The 14,119-nt window shown below is 59.5% G+C and carries 13 protein-coding genes; 5 read left to right on the top strand and 8 right to left on the bottom strand.

Annotated features, from left to right (window positions below; all coding sequences use genetic code 11):
* Positions 1–44: 44 nt before the first annotated feature.
* Complete coding sequence (gene lptG / locus HQL98_11085; GenBank protein MBF0272592.1) at positions 45–1,139, bottom strand: LPS export ABC transporter permease LptG; 1,095 nt, start codon at positions 1,137–1,139, stop codon at positions 45–47.
* Between the two features lie 9 nt (positions 1,140–1,148).
* Positions 1,149–2,336, bottom strand: coding sequence for an LPS export ABC transporter permease LptF (gene lptF / locus HQL98_11090; GenBank protein ID MBF0272593.1), 1,188 nt, complete (start codon positions 2,334–2,336; stop codon positions 1,149–1,151).
* A gap of 159 nt (positions 2,337–2,495) precedes the next feature.
* Here lptF and HQL98_11095 point away from each other — a divergent pair, with 159 nt between their 5' ends.
* The 4 genes from HQL98_11095 (at position 2,496) to HQL98_11110 (ending at position 6,019) form a co-directional block, all read left to right on the top strand.
* The gene (locus HQL98_11095; protein ID MBF0272594.1) at positions 2,496–4,022 is read left to right on the top strand and encodes a leucyl aminopeptidase; all 1,527 of its coding nucleotides are present in this window, start codon (positions 2,496–2,498) and stop codon (positions 4,020–4,022) included.
* A gap of 1 nt (position 4,023) precedes the next feature.
* Positions 4,024–4,485: a DNA polymerase III subunit chi gene (locus tag HQL98_11100; protein MBF0272595.1), complete on the top strand. Its 462-nt coding sequence runs from the start codon at positions 4,024–4,026 to the stop codon at positions 4,483–4,485.
* A gap of 542 nt (positions 4,486–5,027) precedes the next feature.
* A complete protein-coding gene (locus tag HQL98_11105; GenBank protein MBF0272596.1) occupies positions 5,028–5,369 on the top strand; it encodes a DMT family protein in 342 nt (113 codons plus the stop codon).
* Complete coding sequence (locus tag HQL98_11110) at positions 5,366–6,019, top strand: hypothetical protein (protein MBF0272597.1); 654 nt, start codon at positions 5,366–5,368, stop codon at positions 6,017–6,019. Before HQL98_11105 ends, HQL98_11110 begins: the two co-directional genes overlap by 4 nt.
* Here the strand turns inward: HQL98_11110 and HQL98_11115 are convergent.
* The 4 genes from HQL98_11115 to HQL98_11130 all read right to left on the bottom strand — a co-directional run bounded on the left by HQL98_11115 (position 6,004) and on the right by HQL98_11130 (position 10,680).
* Complete coding sequence (locus HQL98_11115; protein MBF0272598.1) at positions 6,004–6,594, bottom strand: hypothetical protein; 591 nt, start codon at positions 6,592–6,594, stop codon at positions 6,004–6,006. The two genes, HQL98_11110 and HQL98_11115, sit on opposite strands and share 16 nt — an antisense overlap.
* Positions 6,595–6,617: 23 nt before the next feature.
* Positions 6,618–7,361 carry a hypothetical protein gene (locus HQL98_11120; GenBank protein ID MBF0272599.1) on the bottom strand — a complete coding sequence of 248 codons (744 nt, stop codon included), beginning with the start codon at positions 7,359–7,361 and terminating at the stop codon, positions 6,618–6,620.
* 139 nt (positions 7,362–7,500) lie between these two features.
* Complete coding sequence (locus HQL98_11125) at positions 7,501–9,573, bottom strand: adenylate/guanylate cyclase domain-containing protein (GenBank protein MBF0272600.1); 2,073 nt, start codon at positions 9,571–9,573, stop codon at positions 7,501–7,503.
* A 150-nt stretch (positions 9,574–9,723) separates the two neighbouring features.
* Positions 9,724–10,680, bottom strand: a complete 957-nt coding sequence (locus HQL98_11130; protein MBF0272601.1) for a hypothetical protein — start codon at positions 10,678–10,680, stop codon at positions 9,724–9,726.
* A 383-nt stretch (positions 10,681–11,063) separates the two neighbouring features.
* Between HQL98_11130 and HQL98_11135 the strand changes: the two genes are divergently transcribed.
* The gene (locus HQL98_11135; protein MBF0272602.1) at positions 11,064–11,369 is read left to right on the top strand and encodes a hypothetical protein; all 306 of its coding nucleotides are present in this window, start codon (positions 11,064–11,066) and stop codon (positions 11,367–11,369) included.
* Between the two features lie 135 nt (positions 11,370–11,504).
* On the opposite strand, the gene HQL98_11140 is transcribed toward HQL98_11135, so the two are convergent.
* Together HQL98_11140 and murJ are read right to left on the bottom strand one after the other, a co-directional pair.
* A complete protein-coding gene (locus HQL98_11140) occupies positions 11,505–12,386 on the bottom strand; it encodes a formylglycine-generating enzyme family protein (GenBank protein MBF0272603.1) in 882 nt (293 codons plus the stop codon).
* An 11-nt stretch (positions 12,387–12,397) separates the two neighbouring features.
* Entirely contained in the window at positions 12,398–13,999 is a 1,602-nt protein-coding gene (murJ, locus tag HQL98_11145; GenBank protein ID MBF0272604.1) for a murein biosynthesis integral membrane protein MurJ, read from the bottom strand.
* Positions 14,000–14,119 lie beyond the last annotated feature (120 nt).

Here is a 14,119-nt window from a genome sequence, read left to right on the forward strand (position 1 = left end):
AGACGGAGGGGTGGCGGAGCGGGTGGTGGTTTTCGAGGCGCGGGTCAGGCGCGGTGGGCGCGTTTCGGGGAGGACAGGTGCAGGAGCAGGAATCCGGCAAGGCCGCAGAAGAACAGTACCGGCGCCCAGGCGGCCAGCGCCGGGGGCAGACGACCGCCCATGCCCAGCGCGGTGGCCAGATCCGCCAGCACGAACATGGCGAAGCCGATCATCAGGCCCAGGAGTGTGGAGCGCAGCGCGCCGCCGGAGCGGGGCAGTCGCAGGGCGAAGGGGAAGGCCAGCAGGATGGCCGCCAGGGTGAAGGCCGGGGTGGCGAGGCGTCGGTGGAGGATCACCTGGTAGCGGGTGGTATCGTGTCCGTCGTGCTGAAGTTGTTCCGAGAGGGCGTGGAGTTCCAGCAGGGTGAGCATTTCCGGTGGGGGTGTTTCCACGGAGAGGCGTTGGGGGTCCAGGGAGACATCCCATGGGCGTTGCTGGAAGGTTTCGACGGCGATCTGGGGCAGAAAGCGGTAGTCGATCCCCTGGTTGAGTTGCCAGCCTTTTTCGTGGTAGACCGCGGTGTTGGCTTCCAGTCGGGCCGACAGGTGATTGTCGGAGTCGAAGGTGAAGACCGTCACCTCGTGGAGGGTGTTGGCCTTGGGATCGACCCGTTGGGCATGGATGATCCGGGCGCCTTCCCGGACCCAGACTTCGCCGGTCTGGGAGAGGGGCGCGAGCTGGTGATCCAGGATGCGGTCTCTGATTTGTTGGGCGATCTGGTTGGTATGGGGGGCGATCTGGCCGATCAGCAGCATGTGGAACAAGGCGATGATCAGTCCCCCCGCCAGAAAGGGGCTGAGAATCCCGGGCAGGGAGAGGCCACTGGCCCGCATGACGGTGATTTCGTTTTGACGGATCAGTCGTGCCACTCCCATCAGGGTGGTCAGCAGCACCATGGAGGGGGTGAGCATGCCCAGAAAGTTGGGAATGCGGCTGGCCAGCAGCAAGGAGAGATCCAGAATGTTGAAATGGGGTTTTTGCGAGAAGCGGCGGATGCCCTCGATGCCGTCGATCAGCAGGAACAGACCGATGAAGACGCCGATCATCTTCAGGAAACCGGTGAGAAAAAAGCGCAGCAGGTAGCCGAAGAGAATGGGCATGGATCGTTTTTACCGCTGGCCGGTGGGTGTGGAGGAGGAGTCGGTGTTGGACCGGAAGCGGGCGGGGATGGGCCACCAGGAGCCGGGCCAGCGGAATTCGGGCAGGGTATGCCCCTGGGCGGTGAACCGGAAAACCCATGCGGTCAGCAGGGCCATGAACAGGTTGGGTAGCCAGAATCCCGTCATGGGGGTGATGAGTTTTTTGCCCGCCAAGGCCTCTCCGGAGGCCAGCAGCAGAAAATGGAGGATCAGGATCAGCAGGGCGGCGACAAAGCCATAGCTTTTGCCGGTGCGATGGGATTGTTGCGCCCCCAGGGGGAGGGCGAGCAGTCCCATGATCAGGGTGGCCACCGGAAAGGCCAGTCGGCGATGCCACTCCATGCGGGCCGCGTGTTGGCGTTGGGGGGTACCGTTTTGGATCGCGTTGTGGAGTTCGGCGGGATCCATTTCATCGACTTCTTCTTTTTTGTGTTGCGGCACCAGTCCCAGCACCACATCCAGACCCAGGTCGAAGCGGGTGAACTGCATGTGCCGGTAGTGACCTCCCGGCGTGGTCCAGTGGCGGCTGCCGTCTTCCAGGAACAAGGCCGCCTTGTGATCCGACCGGGTATGGGGATGGGCGCGGCGGGCGGTGATGGTGACGGTTTCGTTGGGGATGCGTTGATCGTGGACCAGTACCCCTTCCAGGATTCCGGTCATGGGATCTTGGTGATTGATATAGATGGTCAATCCCGGAATGCTGCGGTTGAAGGTACGGGATTGCATGGTCAGGGCGGTATTGGAGGAGAGCAGGGCTTTTTTCAGCACCGAAAATTCATAGTAGGCTTTCGGAACCCAGATCCAGTTGAGCAGCAGGGAGAGGGTGGTGAACAGCAGCACCAGCATTCCCACCGGACGGGTCATTTGCCACAGGCTGATTCCACTGGCTTTGATGATCACCAGTTCGCTGTCCCGTGCCATGCGTCCGAGGGTCAAAAGAATGCCGCTCAGCAGTGCCATGGGCAGGGTTCCCACCATGAACTGGGGAATGGCGTACTGGATCATTTGACGCAGCACCGTGAACGATGCCCCCTTGTTGATCCAGACATCTACCAGCAGCAGCACCTGGGGAAGCATGATCAGAAAGGTCAGGGTTCCCAGGGCCATCAGCGAGGTCTGGGCGCAATCCAGAAACAGGTAGCGGGAGATGCGGTTCATGGCGGAGTGCGCGGTTCTCGTCTTTTATTTTGGCTGCTCTTGTGGTAACTCTTCCCTGGTGTCATGTGCTTCATTTTTCATGCCAACGCAAGGCTTGAGCCGGGTGGGCATGGTGGAGTGTTTTTTGGCTGTCGCAAGATTGGACGAGGAAAGATCACGATGCCGGAATCTCATTTGAAGATGGATGTGGTGGTGGGTGATTTCGTTACCCGCGAGACGGACGTATGGGTGATTGGTGTTTATCAGGGGGGCGAGCCGCAGGCGGCGCTTTCTCGGTGTGGTGAAGTGGTGGAGCGGGAGGTCCGACGGGTCTTGAAGTCCGGCTGGATGCGTGGCGAATCCGGGGAGCAGTTGTTTTTGCCGGTTCCTGGTGGTTGTGGTTTGGCGGTGGAGCGGTTGTTGCTGGTTGGTTTGGGCAAGCGGGAGTCGTTGACCGTGGAGAGTTTTCGCGGGTTGGGGGCTTCGGTGGTCAAGGCGTGCGAGAAGGGCGGGGTGGATCGGGTGACGTGTGTGTTGACTTTGGACAGTCATCAGGGGATCGCCCCGAATCGGGTGATGGAGGCCATGGCCGAGGGGGCATGGTTGGGGAGTTATCGTTTTGATCGTTTGCAGAGTGTCAGCAAGAAGGAGGCTCCCCGTCATCGTTTGAAGCGGATGGAGTTTCCGTTGTCCGGCGCCAAGGCCGAGGGGGAGCGCAAGCGGTTGGTTCAGGTGGAGCGGATTGTCCGCGGGGTGAACATGGCGCGGGATCTGGCCAATTTGCCGGGCAATCTGTTGTATCCGGATCTGTTGGCCAAGAAGGCCCGGGAGTTGGCCGAGCGGTTGCCCATCAAGACCACGATTCTTTCCGATTCGGTGTTGATGCAAAAGGGGATGAACGGGATTCTGGCGGTGGGTCAGGGGAGTGCCAATCCGCCGTGTCTGATTGTCATGGAGTATCGCAAGGGGGGGGATCGACCCACTTTGGCGGTTGTGGGCAAGGCGGTCACGTTTGATTCCGGGGGAATCTCCTTGAAGCCCGGCGCCAAGATGGAAGAGATGAAGTTTGACATGAGCGGCGGGGCGGCGGTGTTTGGTTTCATGCAGGCCATTGCCGAGATGAATTTGCCCATCAATGTGGTGGGGGTGGTGCCGGCGGCGGAGAACATGCCTTCGGGCACGGCCCAGCGTCCTGGAGATGTCATCAAGACCGCCAAGGGGTTGTATGTCGAGGTGATCAATACCGACGCCGAGGGGCGGTTGATTCTGGCGGATGCGTTGCATCATGCGGCTTCGTTCGATCCGGATGTGATCATTGATCTGGCCACCTTGACGGGTGCGTGTGTGGTGGCTTTGGGGGAGCATGCCACGGGGTTGATGGGCAACAACGAGGCGTTGCAGAAAAAACTGCAAAAAGCCGGGGAGTATTGTGGCGAGCGGTTATGGCCCTTGCCCATGTTTCCGGAGTATCAGGAGCAGATCAAGTCGGTGGTGGCGGACATCAAGAATGTGGGTGGGCGTGAAGCGGGGACCATTACCGCGGCGTGTTTCCTGTCTCGTTTTGTGGATGATTCCCGTGCCTGGGCACATTTGGACATTGCGGGTACGGCTTATGATGGTTCCGGCACTCGTGCCCACATGCCCAAGGGGGCGGTGGGGATCGGGGTGAGGTTGTTGTGTCGTTATGTGTTGGCGGAGCGGATGTGACATGGCGAGGGTTCGGGAGGGGAGGCCGGTGGCGCGATTTTATCAGGTTGCCGCCTCCTCTCCGGAGGTTGTGATGGTTGGTTTGTTGTTCAAGTTGGTGGATCAGGGGATGCGGGTGTGTGTGTTGGCGGCGGATGGGGGGCAGGTGCGTCATTTGGATGATCAATTGTGGCGTTATCCGGCGGAGCGGTTTTTGCCGCATGGGGTTTGGGATGGTGTGGATGTGGAGCGGCAACCGGTTTTGATTGCGATGCGTCCGGATGATCGGAATGGGGCGACGGTGGTGATTGTGGCGGGTGCGCAGGTGGTGGATGAGTCGGTGGCGTTTGATGTGGTCGTGGATTTTGTCGATGTGCGGGATCCGGTGCCGGCCCGGGGGCGGTATCGGCAGTATCAGGCGCGGGGATATCAGATGGAGTATTGGATTCAGTCTCCGGAGGGGCGTTGGAACAAGCAAGGCTGAATGTGAGACTATTGAAAAAAAAGAGGGGGTCTGGGGGATTCATCCCCCAGGACTTTGCCTTTGATTTTTTGATTCTTTGCCTTTGCGCGCTTTCACAGAAAGCTTTTTTCGCGTCTTTTGCGAAAAAAGCGCAGCGCACGCTCCGCCCTCCGCATCTCATGATGGAAGTCTGAGAACGGTTTTGTTTTTGTCTGAAGTCTGAGAACGGTTTTGCTTTTGTCTGAAGTCTGAGAACGGTTTTGCTTTTGTCTTGTGATCCGAGGCTGAATGGCCGTGATCCGAGTGAGCCAGCGGGCGCGCATGGCTTAAAATTCGGGCATGGATTAAACTCTCGGTGTGTGTCCGCACGCTTGCGCTTTTTTTCGCAAAAGGCGCGAAAAAAAGCTTCTGCGAAAAGCGCGCGAAAGTCAAAAGATTGAAAGTCAACGGATTGAAAGGCTGAAAGGCAAAGTCCTGGGGGATGAATCCCCCAGACCCCTTCTTTTTTTTCAATGGTTTCGATCGATTGGGCTGATTGAGCTGAAATGAGGATAGGATCAAAGATGAAACCGACATTGATCACGGTCTTTTTGTTGATCTGCTCCAACGTCTTCATGACGTTCGCTTGGTACGGCCACCTGAAACACATGCAGGAACGAACCTGGTATATCGCCGCCCTGGCAAGCTGGGGCATCGCCTTGTTTGAATACCTGCTCCAGGTTCCGGCCAACCGCATCGGCTTCACCGTGCTGTCCGTCTCCCAACTGAAAATCATCCAAGAGGTCATCACCCTCCTGGTCTTCATCCCCTTCGCCGTCTTCTATATGGGCCAACCCCTCAAACTGGATTACCTCTGGGCCGGCTGCTGCCTCGTCGGCGCGGTCTACTTCATTTTCCGCACATGACATACCCGCTGATCGCCCTCTTCAGCCTCTATGCCCTCTGCGCCATCCAACCGGCCAGCTTCTTTCTGCTGATCCTGCTCACCACCCGTTACGCCACCCATGACCACCTGCGACGTCACAAGCTTCATAATAAAACTTATTTTGGTGCAACCCATCCCCAACTCAGACCCCATGACCATGCCTGGATCTGGTACCAACTCCTTCTCGTCTCCGGCTATGGCTATGTCCTCGCCTGCCGTCTGCCATCCATCATCGGGACAACTTTGCTGGTGGTGACCTTGACCCTCACCCTGCGTACCCGCCTTTCCGACCCCTTCGCCCAACGCCGCTTTCTGTATTACGGCTCCATTCTCATCGGACTCGGCTACTCGGTGATCACCCTGCTCGCGGGCCGGATTCCAACCTCATCCGCCCTGTGGACCCTGCTGGGGGGATGGATGGGTCAGTCGCTGGTCTGTGGTCTCGTCCAACTCTTCGACGCCTTCAACGCCTTGACCGATGCCATGATCCGCCTGCTGCCCTTCCCCTTCGACCTGCTGCTCACCCCCCTGAATCTCAATCTCCTTTTCGGTCCCCTGGTCACCGGCTCGGTACTCGGGATCCTCAAGGCCGAAAACCAAATCGAAACCTGGCGTCACAGAGCCTGCTGAAACACCGTTCGCTCTCCACCGTCCGCCAGAATGGCCTCCACCCGCTGACGCCACAACCGCCCGAACTCCACCCGCTGCTCCGGGGTGGCCCGCTCGCTCAAGACCAAAGGCATCAACTCACCCATTCGACCCGCGGGAACAATCGCCGCCGGAGAGTAGGTCAACCCCACCTCCGCGCCCGTGGACATCCGCAGAAACCGGAATGGCCCCGAAGGATCCCCCCGTTCCTGAAAACGCAACAGGTTCATACGGTTGTATCGTCCCGCCAATCCCTTGAAACCGTTCGGACCCGCCGCGCCGCTCACCAGAGTGAAAATTTGCGTGATGGGACCGGTCACTCCCTCGTCCACCCGACCGGGGACCGTGATGGCCACATCCCCCCGCTCGGGCAAAGAGTCGGGATACAAGACCATCAAGGCCCGCCGAATCAGCAAAAAGGCCCCGGCCACCGTGGGACAGGCATGCCCGGCCAATCGCACCGCGTCGTTGAACGTGTAAACGAATGACGCATCCCCCGCGCCCAACAACTCGGCCAAAGGATCCCGCAGGGTGATGCTCGGTGTGTCGGAGAACATGGCTGTCCTTTGAGTGGATCGGGTTATTTGGCGGCAAAAGGACGCTTGGCCATGGCGGTCACGTTTTCCTGACTCCAGGGATCCCCGCCGGTTTCGGTCTGGGGGGTGGCCAGATAATCCATGGGCTGCTGGAACAAGAACAACAATTGCCGGGTGGCCAACTCGGTCAACAACTCCAAAGGCTGTCCCGCATCGGGAGGCGAGGATTGGCCCATGGCATAGGTTCCGGCCACGGTTCCCATGCTGCTCAACGGGTTGGTGATCAATGCCCCGGTGGCCGCCAAGACCGAACCGGCAACCGTGGCCCGTTCCAGACCATCGGTCTTGCGATCCGGCTGGGACTCGACCCGCAACCGCACCGTGCGCAACAAACGCCCCTTGGAGATCAGATAGACATCCCAATCCACCAGCCCCGAAGTGGTGGCGGAACTGTTGCGGGTTTCCCGGGGGGAGATCCACAGCACTGCGGGCCATCCGGAACGTTGACTCAACGCCAAAGCCCCCTCCAGATGATAGGCCGGAGTCCACTCGGGAATCAGTTGCTCCGCCAGTTGCCCGGGAAGCAGTTGCCGGAAAATGGTGCGGCTCATGTCCACCCACACCTCGGGCTGTCCGGCGACCTGACGGGCGATGGGCAAAAGATGCAGCTTGGGATAGGGTACCGGCAACTCCGCGGCCTGATCCTCGGCCAACGCATCCCAACAAACACTGACACCCTGATAAGGCGTTTCACAAGCCTTGCGATGCATGGCCGCTTCGCCAGCCATGGGTGCGCTTGCCATTCCAATCGCGACCAGTAAGGACGCTTGCCAGTTCTTCATGTTCGTTTCCCCTTGCAGGTTATTGCATTGTGATTCGCAATAGCTTCTCAAGCAAAGAGCATGCCGTCATGAAAAGTGAGGCGTGTCACCCCTTGGAGGTCAGTTGGAACACCCCATCCCAGTCCGCGGGGGGCGGATTGTCCAGATATTCCTTGCAACGCTCCACATAGGTGCGGGAGGGACCATCCTCCGGATCCACCCCCAAAGCGGCCTCGAACTGGACGATGGCCTCCGCGTAGGCGCGCTTGCGGTACAGTTCCAGACCCGCCAGATACAAGTCCAACAGTTTTTGCTGTGCGGCGGTCAGGGCGCCCTTGTGGGCCAGGAGTTGATAGATCGGGACCGGTTCCTTTTTGCCCACCACCCGCACCACGTCCAGTGGCCGGGCCTCGACCCGTTCCTTGGCCTGTTCGTAGGTGGCCCCGGAAACCATGATATCAGACGCATAAAACTTGTTGGCCCCCTCCAGACGGGCGGCCAGATTGACCGCGTCCCCCATGATGGTGTAGTCCATGCGCTGTTTGGAACCCATGTTGCCCACCACCATGGGTCCGGAGTTCAAGCCCATGCGCACGGTCATTCTTGGACGGCCTTCCGCCAGCAGACGTTCCCGCATCTTGACCATATGCGCCCCCATGTCCACGGCGGCGCAACAGGCCAGGGCCGCATGATCGGGTTGATCCAGCGGTGCGCCCCAGAAGGCGATGATGGCATCCCCTTCAAACTTGTCCACCGTGCCGTCGTACCGGGAGATGATGTCGCACATGGCGGTCAGGTACTCGTTGAGCAATTGCACCAGCTCCTGAGGGGTCAATTTTTCCGAGATGGTGGAAAATCCCGCCACATCGGAAAAAAAGGCCGTCATTTCCCGCTGCTCGCCACCCAGGGAGAGTTTGCTGGGATCTTTCACCAGGATGTCCACCACCTTGGGTGACAAATATTGCCCGAAGGCTCCCTTGATCATCCGTTTCTGACTCATTTCCAAGGCGTAATAGCGGATGGTGATGGCCAGGAATCCAAACAGCCCCGCCACCAGGGGATAACTCATGGACAGCACCATGTCCAGATGCACATGGGCCAGAATCGCCCCCGCCACATACACCCCGAGGATTCCCACGGCGAACAGGGTGCGTTTCAGGGGATTTTGCATGGTGCCGGAGATCAGTACCGCCACCATGAACAGCATCATCACCACGATTTCCACCGGCGTGGAGGCGGGACGCAGAGGGGCCCCTTTCATCAAGGTGCTGATGATGTCGGCGATGATTTCCACCCCGTAGACCATGCCCACCGGGGTGTCGAACCAGTCGTGGGAGACCTCCGAGGTGTCGCCGACCAAAACCAGCTTGCCTTTGACCCACATGGAAAGTTCTTCCCGTTCGTCTGCGTCCAGGTCGTCGATGTTGAGGAACTCCAACGCCGACAGACCGGTCTGGCTCAGGAAACGGGTTCCGTCCGGCAGCTGGGGAAAGTCGATGTACAGTTCGTTGGTCTGGTTGAGGGGAATGGCCAGACGGTCCCCCAGATGCAGGATGTTGTTTTCGAGCCGGGGTTCCACCCCCCAGTACATGGCCAGGGCCATGATGGCATAGGGCCAGCCATTTTCCTTTCGGGCGATTTCCGGATAGATCTTCAGACGGGACAGACTGGTGATGATGGCGCTCGGGGAGCTGATGTTGGTGTAGCCGTTTTTGGTCACCTCCGCCAGTTTGGCCGTGGCCCGGTTCAGGCGGAAGAATTGTCCATCCTTGAAATCCGCCTGGGCCACCAGCAGCACATTGCCCGCCTCTTTCAGGGCCTTGGCCGTGGGTTCGTCCTCCTGATAGGAGCTGGGGAAGTCCATCAGCACGTCCAGCGCCACCACTTTGGCCCCGAGGGCGGTCAGATTGGTGGCGATCCGGCCCAGATCCGTGCGTCGCAGGGGGAAACTGCCGTATTTGTCAAAAAATTTCTCGTCGGTGTTGACCAGGAAAATATCCTTGGAAAAACGGGTCTTCTCCGGTTTGGCCAGACTCATGCGCAACAACTGGCGCATGGAGATGGTCTGTTCTTCCAGCAGGGCGAAGGTTTCGTGGTATTCCGCCGGGATCATGAGCAAAAACAGGATCACGGTGGCCATGATGTCGTAACGGATCAGGAATTTTCCCACATTGTTCATGCGTGCTTCCCCGGCGCGGCTGCTGATTGGGTATAAACAAAAGCGTCCGCCCGTAAAAATTTCGGGCGGACGCTTGCTTTTGGGGCATGAGGATCGACTATCACCTCGGGCGGTTTTTTTCAAGACCGCTCATCGAAGCGTGCGGATGAATCACTCCTGTTCGGAGAGCATTTTCTGGTACTGGACGGCCTCGTTTTTTTGCAGATCCTTCAAGTTGAGGTCGTGATAGGTCTTGATGAGCATGGGCCGCATGTCCACATCAGCGGGATTGTCCTTGAAATATTTGCGGTACATGTCCATGGCCGCCACCGTGAAACCCCGGTCTTCCAGGAACGCGCCCATCATGAAATCGTCACCCGGGGCCAGGGCCTGGAGATCCTTCATGCCTTTTTCCACCGGCTTGAGGGCATCGCCATCCACCCAATTGATGGTGCTGGGTTTTTTCGGGGCGTAGACCTCATGGCCGTTTTGCAGCACCCGCACCAGATAGTCGTGTTTGCCCGGGGTCAGACCCGCGACTTTGTAGCGGACCATCTCGCCGGAGGCGGCGGGCACGGGAATCGGTTTTTCGCCGATGATCAGCTCATAGGTGAACTCGGAGCCCAGATTGGACCAGGCCAGTTCCGGAAATTTCGGGGAGAGGGAAATTTCCTTGATGGTGTCGAGCTTGACGTTTTTGCCTTTTTCGCCTTTGTCCACACTGCGGCGCACCGTGGTGTAGCGTTGGGCCTTGGCAAAGCGTTTGTCGAGGCTTTCCAGCAGATCGGTGGCGCTCTTGTCCGGTTCCGAGAGGGTGCCGGAGACCTTTTCGACGCCATTGGCGGTAATTTTGAGCACCGTGCTGGCGCCCATGTCCTGGACCGTGCCGGTGATCTGGTTGATCACCTTGGCGGAACCGTCGGCGGCGCTGCGCAGCTGTTCCCCTTCGGAGAGCAGTTTGTTGCGGGTGACGGCTTTCCATTTTTCACCGTCTTTGCTGTATTCCACATTGCCTTGGGCCTGACTGACCATGGCGACGGGGTTCATTTCGGCCCTGGCCTGACCGGTCATGCCCGTGGTGGCCAACAAGACCGCCAGAACAAAGAGTTTGATACGCTGGATCGTCATGGTGCATCTCCTTCTAGGGTACGAAAGGGTCAGGGTCAAAGCAGGCGAATCCCGCCGCCGTCACGTCTTCGCGCATGGTGGCGAAAGGAGACATGGGAGATTCCACGCCTGTTATGACAACTCACGGCGCCGATAAAGTCAAGCAAATAGCATCGATCAAGCCAGGGATTGACCATTTGTTACAGATGCGGGGCGGATTGTTTGGGAAGGGGATCTGCTGTGTAACAAAACTTATCGGAAAAGTGAGTGTTTTCAAATTGACCCCTTGTGGAGTCCGGATCGAGGACGTCACCAAGATTGTGCTCAAGTTTGACCGGAGGCCAACCGATCCATATGGCAATGGATGACTTCTTTAACACGGATTGCGAGGTAGAGAAATGGACATGGCACTGATTGCGCCGGAATCCGCTTCAATCCAAAGAACGGTCATGGATGGCCGGGTTTCAGGCGGGGCTTCAGCCCTGTTGGCCGCGCGGGAGATGCCGGCCTCAGGTCGCGGCGAGACGAAGACAGCGTACAAGGGGGGAGACGTGGTGGATGTGGCCGGTCTGGATGCGATCGGTGAAGCCATTCGTCAGTTCCGAGGTCAGGAGGCGCTGCCCATCCCGGAATCGGTGGGCAAGGCGATTCGTTCCCTGGTCCGGGAGGTCCTGGATGGACTGCCCCAAGGTGGTGTCACGGTGGCGTGAAATTCGCCCGCATGCGATTGCATGGCTTGAAACCCACTTGACAATTGCCCCCGCGCATGACGGATCGTTGTCGATCCTCATGCGCGGGGTGCGAATCCCGAACTTTTTTGCCTTTCACTGCGCCGCGTTGGCGTTTCATTTCACGGGGGGATTGCCCGCCAGTCGGAATCCCAGCAAGGCGTTTTTGCGATCCGGCCAGAGATTGGCCCGGTTCGTGGCTTTGAGAAATCCCGTTCCCGACAGTACCCCTCCCCCACGGAATACCTTGGATGTACCGCTTTCCGGTCCGGTCGGATTGTTGCTCGACGTGTTCTGGTAAGCGTTTTCGTCATACCAGTCCCCGACCCACTCCCAGACATTGCCGTTCATGTCGTGCAGACCCAGGCCGTTGGCCAGACGTTCCCCCACCGGATGCAGGGTCACGCCGCTCCCCTGATGCCAGGAGTAGGGGGTGGGATCGTCGTTGGTGCCGCAGTAGCGCAGAGACTGACCCCGGTTGCGGCAGGCGTACTCCCATTCCGCCTCGGTGGGCAGGCGGAAGTGACCCTGCCCTTTGCTGTTGAGCCGCTGGATGAAGCGTTCCACGTCGTTCCAGGTGACATTTTCCACCGGCAATCCGGCTCCCGGAACGGTTTGTCCCGGCAGGGTCTCCATGATCCGTTGCCATTGTTCCTGGGTGGTCTCGTGGGTGGCGAGCCAGAAGTCGTCGAGACAGACGTTATGGGCCGGGCGTTCATGGGGTTTGCCCTGGTTGTCCCCCATGATGAAACAGCCACCGGCGATCCGGGTCAGGGTGATGCCGGTGACGGGATCTTTCCAGAGGGTGGGGGTCTGGGCCGCAGGCACGGGAGCCAGGGTGCCGAGACGCCAAGTGGCTTGAATCCTCAGGGTCTCTTCCGGGGGAGGGTCGTCGTCCGGGGAGAGCAGGGGGGGTGTGGGCCAGGGGCAACCCCCCAGGAGCCAGGCGGGCAGCAGCAGCGCGAGACGAGAAAAACGGCGACGGCGGAATGCGTTCATGGTCAGTCGGATCACCTGATTTCGGTTTCCCGTTTGCGTTGGACGAGTTGCAGCAGAAAACGGGTCTCGCGCATGCCGAGCAGCCACGCGCTTGCCACATAGACCATTCCCGCGCCGGTCAGCATCAGCAGGACCGTGATCCCCTGCCACCAGTCCGACAGGGCGCGACTCCAGTAGAGTTCACGGATCGTATACAGAAAAATCCCCATCACCGCCGATGCCGCCATCGCCTTGAACAGGGTGATCATCAGTTCACGGCTTACGGTGATGCCCATGCGTTTCCGCAAGGCCCGCAGCAGCAGACCGGCATTGAGGAATCCCCCCAGGGAGGTGGCCAGGGCCAATCCGGCGTGGTGCAGGGGGAACATCAGGATCAGGTTCATCACCATGTTGGCCACCATGCAGATGATGGCGATGCGTACCGGGGTACGGGTGTCCTTCATGGCGTAGAAGGCCGGGGCGGTCACCTTGACCGTGGCCAGGGCCGGCAGTCCCACCCCGTAGGCCAGCAGGGCGTAGGCGGTGAGGCGGGTGGTTTCCGGGGCGAAGGCGCCGCGCTCGAAGAGCAGGGCGAGCATGGGTTCTCCCACCACCATCAACGCCACGGTGGCGGGCAGGGTGAGAAAGGCCACCACCCGCAAGGCGGTTTCCAGATTGCTTTTGAAGCCCGCCTCATCCCCCCGGGCCGCCTTGGCGGAGAGCATGGGGAGAATGGCGGTGCTCAAGGCGATGGCGATCAGTCCCAGGGGGAATTCCAGCAGCCGGTCGGCGTAATACAGATAGGAGATGGAGCCTTCCGGCAGCCACGAGGCCAAAAACAGATCCAGCAATAAATTGATCTGGGCCACCGATACCCCCAGCACCGAAGGTCCCATGAGGGTGAGGATGCGTTTGATCGAGGGGTGTTTGGGATCCCAGCGGAACCGGAAGCCCAGCCCCAGCCGGTGGAGGGCCGGGAGTTGAAACGCCAGTTGCAGGATGCCTCCCAGGGTGACGCCGATGGCCAGACCCATCACCGGGGGGTCGAAGTGTCGGGTCAGCACCGTGGCGCCCAGGATCATGCTGGCGTTGAGCAGGATCGGGGTGGCGGCGGGAATGGCGAATTTCTTGTGGCTGTTGAGGATGCCGGCGGCCAGGGCGGTGAGGGAGATGAAGAAAATATAAGGAAAAGTCACCCGGGAAAGCAGCACCGCCAGATCGAACTTGCCCGGATCGTCGATGAATCCCGGGGCGGCCACCAGCACCAGGGCGGGCATGATCACCTGACCGACTGCCACCACCACCATCAACCACAAGGCCAGATGGGTGAAGACCGCGTGGACCGCGTTTTTGGTCTCTTCCGGATCCCCCTTGGCCAGGTGATCGGCGAACACCGGCACGAAGGCGGTGCTGAAGGCCCCTTCGGCAAAGAGCCGACGGAGAAAATTGGGCAGTTTCTGCGCCACGAAAAAGGCGTCGGCCCCCATGCCGGCCCCGAAGGCCCGGGCGATGATCATGTCGCGGACAAATCCGGTGATGCGCGACAACAGGGTGAAAAAACCGATGATGGCCGTCGAACGGAGCAACTGTCCCTGTTCGGAGCGTTCCTGGTGGGGGGGCCGATGGGAGGGTATATTGGGCAAAGTGAAAAAACCTTTGACGAAAGGGGGTGAAATGGGATTCAATATTCAATTGCGTCCGTGAAATTTCGCACGGGCGGCCAGGGTCATTGAAGGCCCTCTTTAGACGACGAT

The sequence above is a fragment of the Magnetococcales bacterium genome (genome assembly GCA_015231755.1).
Classification (GTDB): Bacteria; Pseudomonadota; Magnetococcia; order Magnetococcales; family Magnetaquicoccaceae; genus Magnetaquiglobus.

What these genes read in the sequence shown, in the direction of transcription:
- lptG (MBF0272592.1), bottom strand. Translation starts at nt 1,139, where the DNA reads ATGCCCATTCTCTTCGGCTACCTGCTGCGCTTTTTTCTCACCGGTTTC.
- lptF (MBF0272593.1), bottom strand. Translation starts at nt 2,336, where the DNA reads ATGAACCGCATCTCCCGCTACCTGTTTCTGGATTGCGCCCAGACCTCG.
- HQL98_11095 (MBF0272594.1), top strand. Translation starts at nt 2,496, where the DNA reads ATGCCGGAATCTCATTTGAAGATGGATGTGGTGGTGGGTGATTTCGTT.
- HQL98_11100 (MBF0272595.1), top strand. Translation starts at nt 4,024, where the DNA reads ATGGCGAGGGTTCGGGAGGGGAGGCCGGTGGCGCGATTTTATCAGGTT.
- HQL98_11105 (MBF0272596.1), top strand. Translation starts at nt 5,028, where the DNA reads ATGAAACCGACATTGATCACGGTCTTTTTGTTGATCTGCTCCAACGTC.
- HQL98_11110 (MBF0272597.1), top strand. Translation starts at nt 5,366, where the DNA reads ATGACATACCCGCTGATCGCCCTCTTCAGCCTCTATGCCCTCTGCGCC.
- HQL98_11115 (MBF0272598.1), bottom strand. Translation starts at nt 6,594, where the DNA reads ATGTTCTCCGACACACCGAGCATCACCCTGCGGGATCCTTTGGCCGAG.
- HQL98_11120 (MBF0272599.1), bottom strand. Translation starts at nt 7,361, where the DNA reads ATGGCTGGCGAAGCGGCCATGCATCGCAAGGCTTGTGAAACGCCTTAT.
- HQL98_11125 (MBF0272600.1), bottom strand. Translation starts at nt 9,573, where the DNA reads ATGAACAATGTGGGAAAATTCCTGATCCGTTACGACATCATGGCCACC.
- HQL98_11130 (MBF0272601.1), bottom strand. Translation starts at nt 10,680, where the DNA reads ATGACGATCCAGCGTATCAAACTCTTTGTTCTGGCGGTCTTGTTGGCC.
- HQL98_11135 (MBF0272602.1), top strand. Translation starts at nt 11,064, where the DNA reads ATGGCACTGATTGCGCCGGAATCCGCTTCAATCCAAAGAACGGTCATG.
- HQL98_11140 (MBF0272603.1), bottom strand. Translation starts at nt 12,386, where the DNA reads ATGAACGCATTCCGCCGTCGCCGTTTTTCTCGTCTCGCGCTGCTGCTG.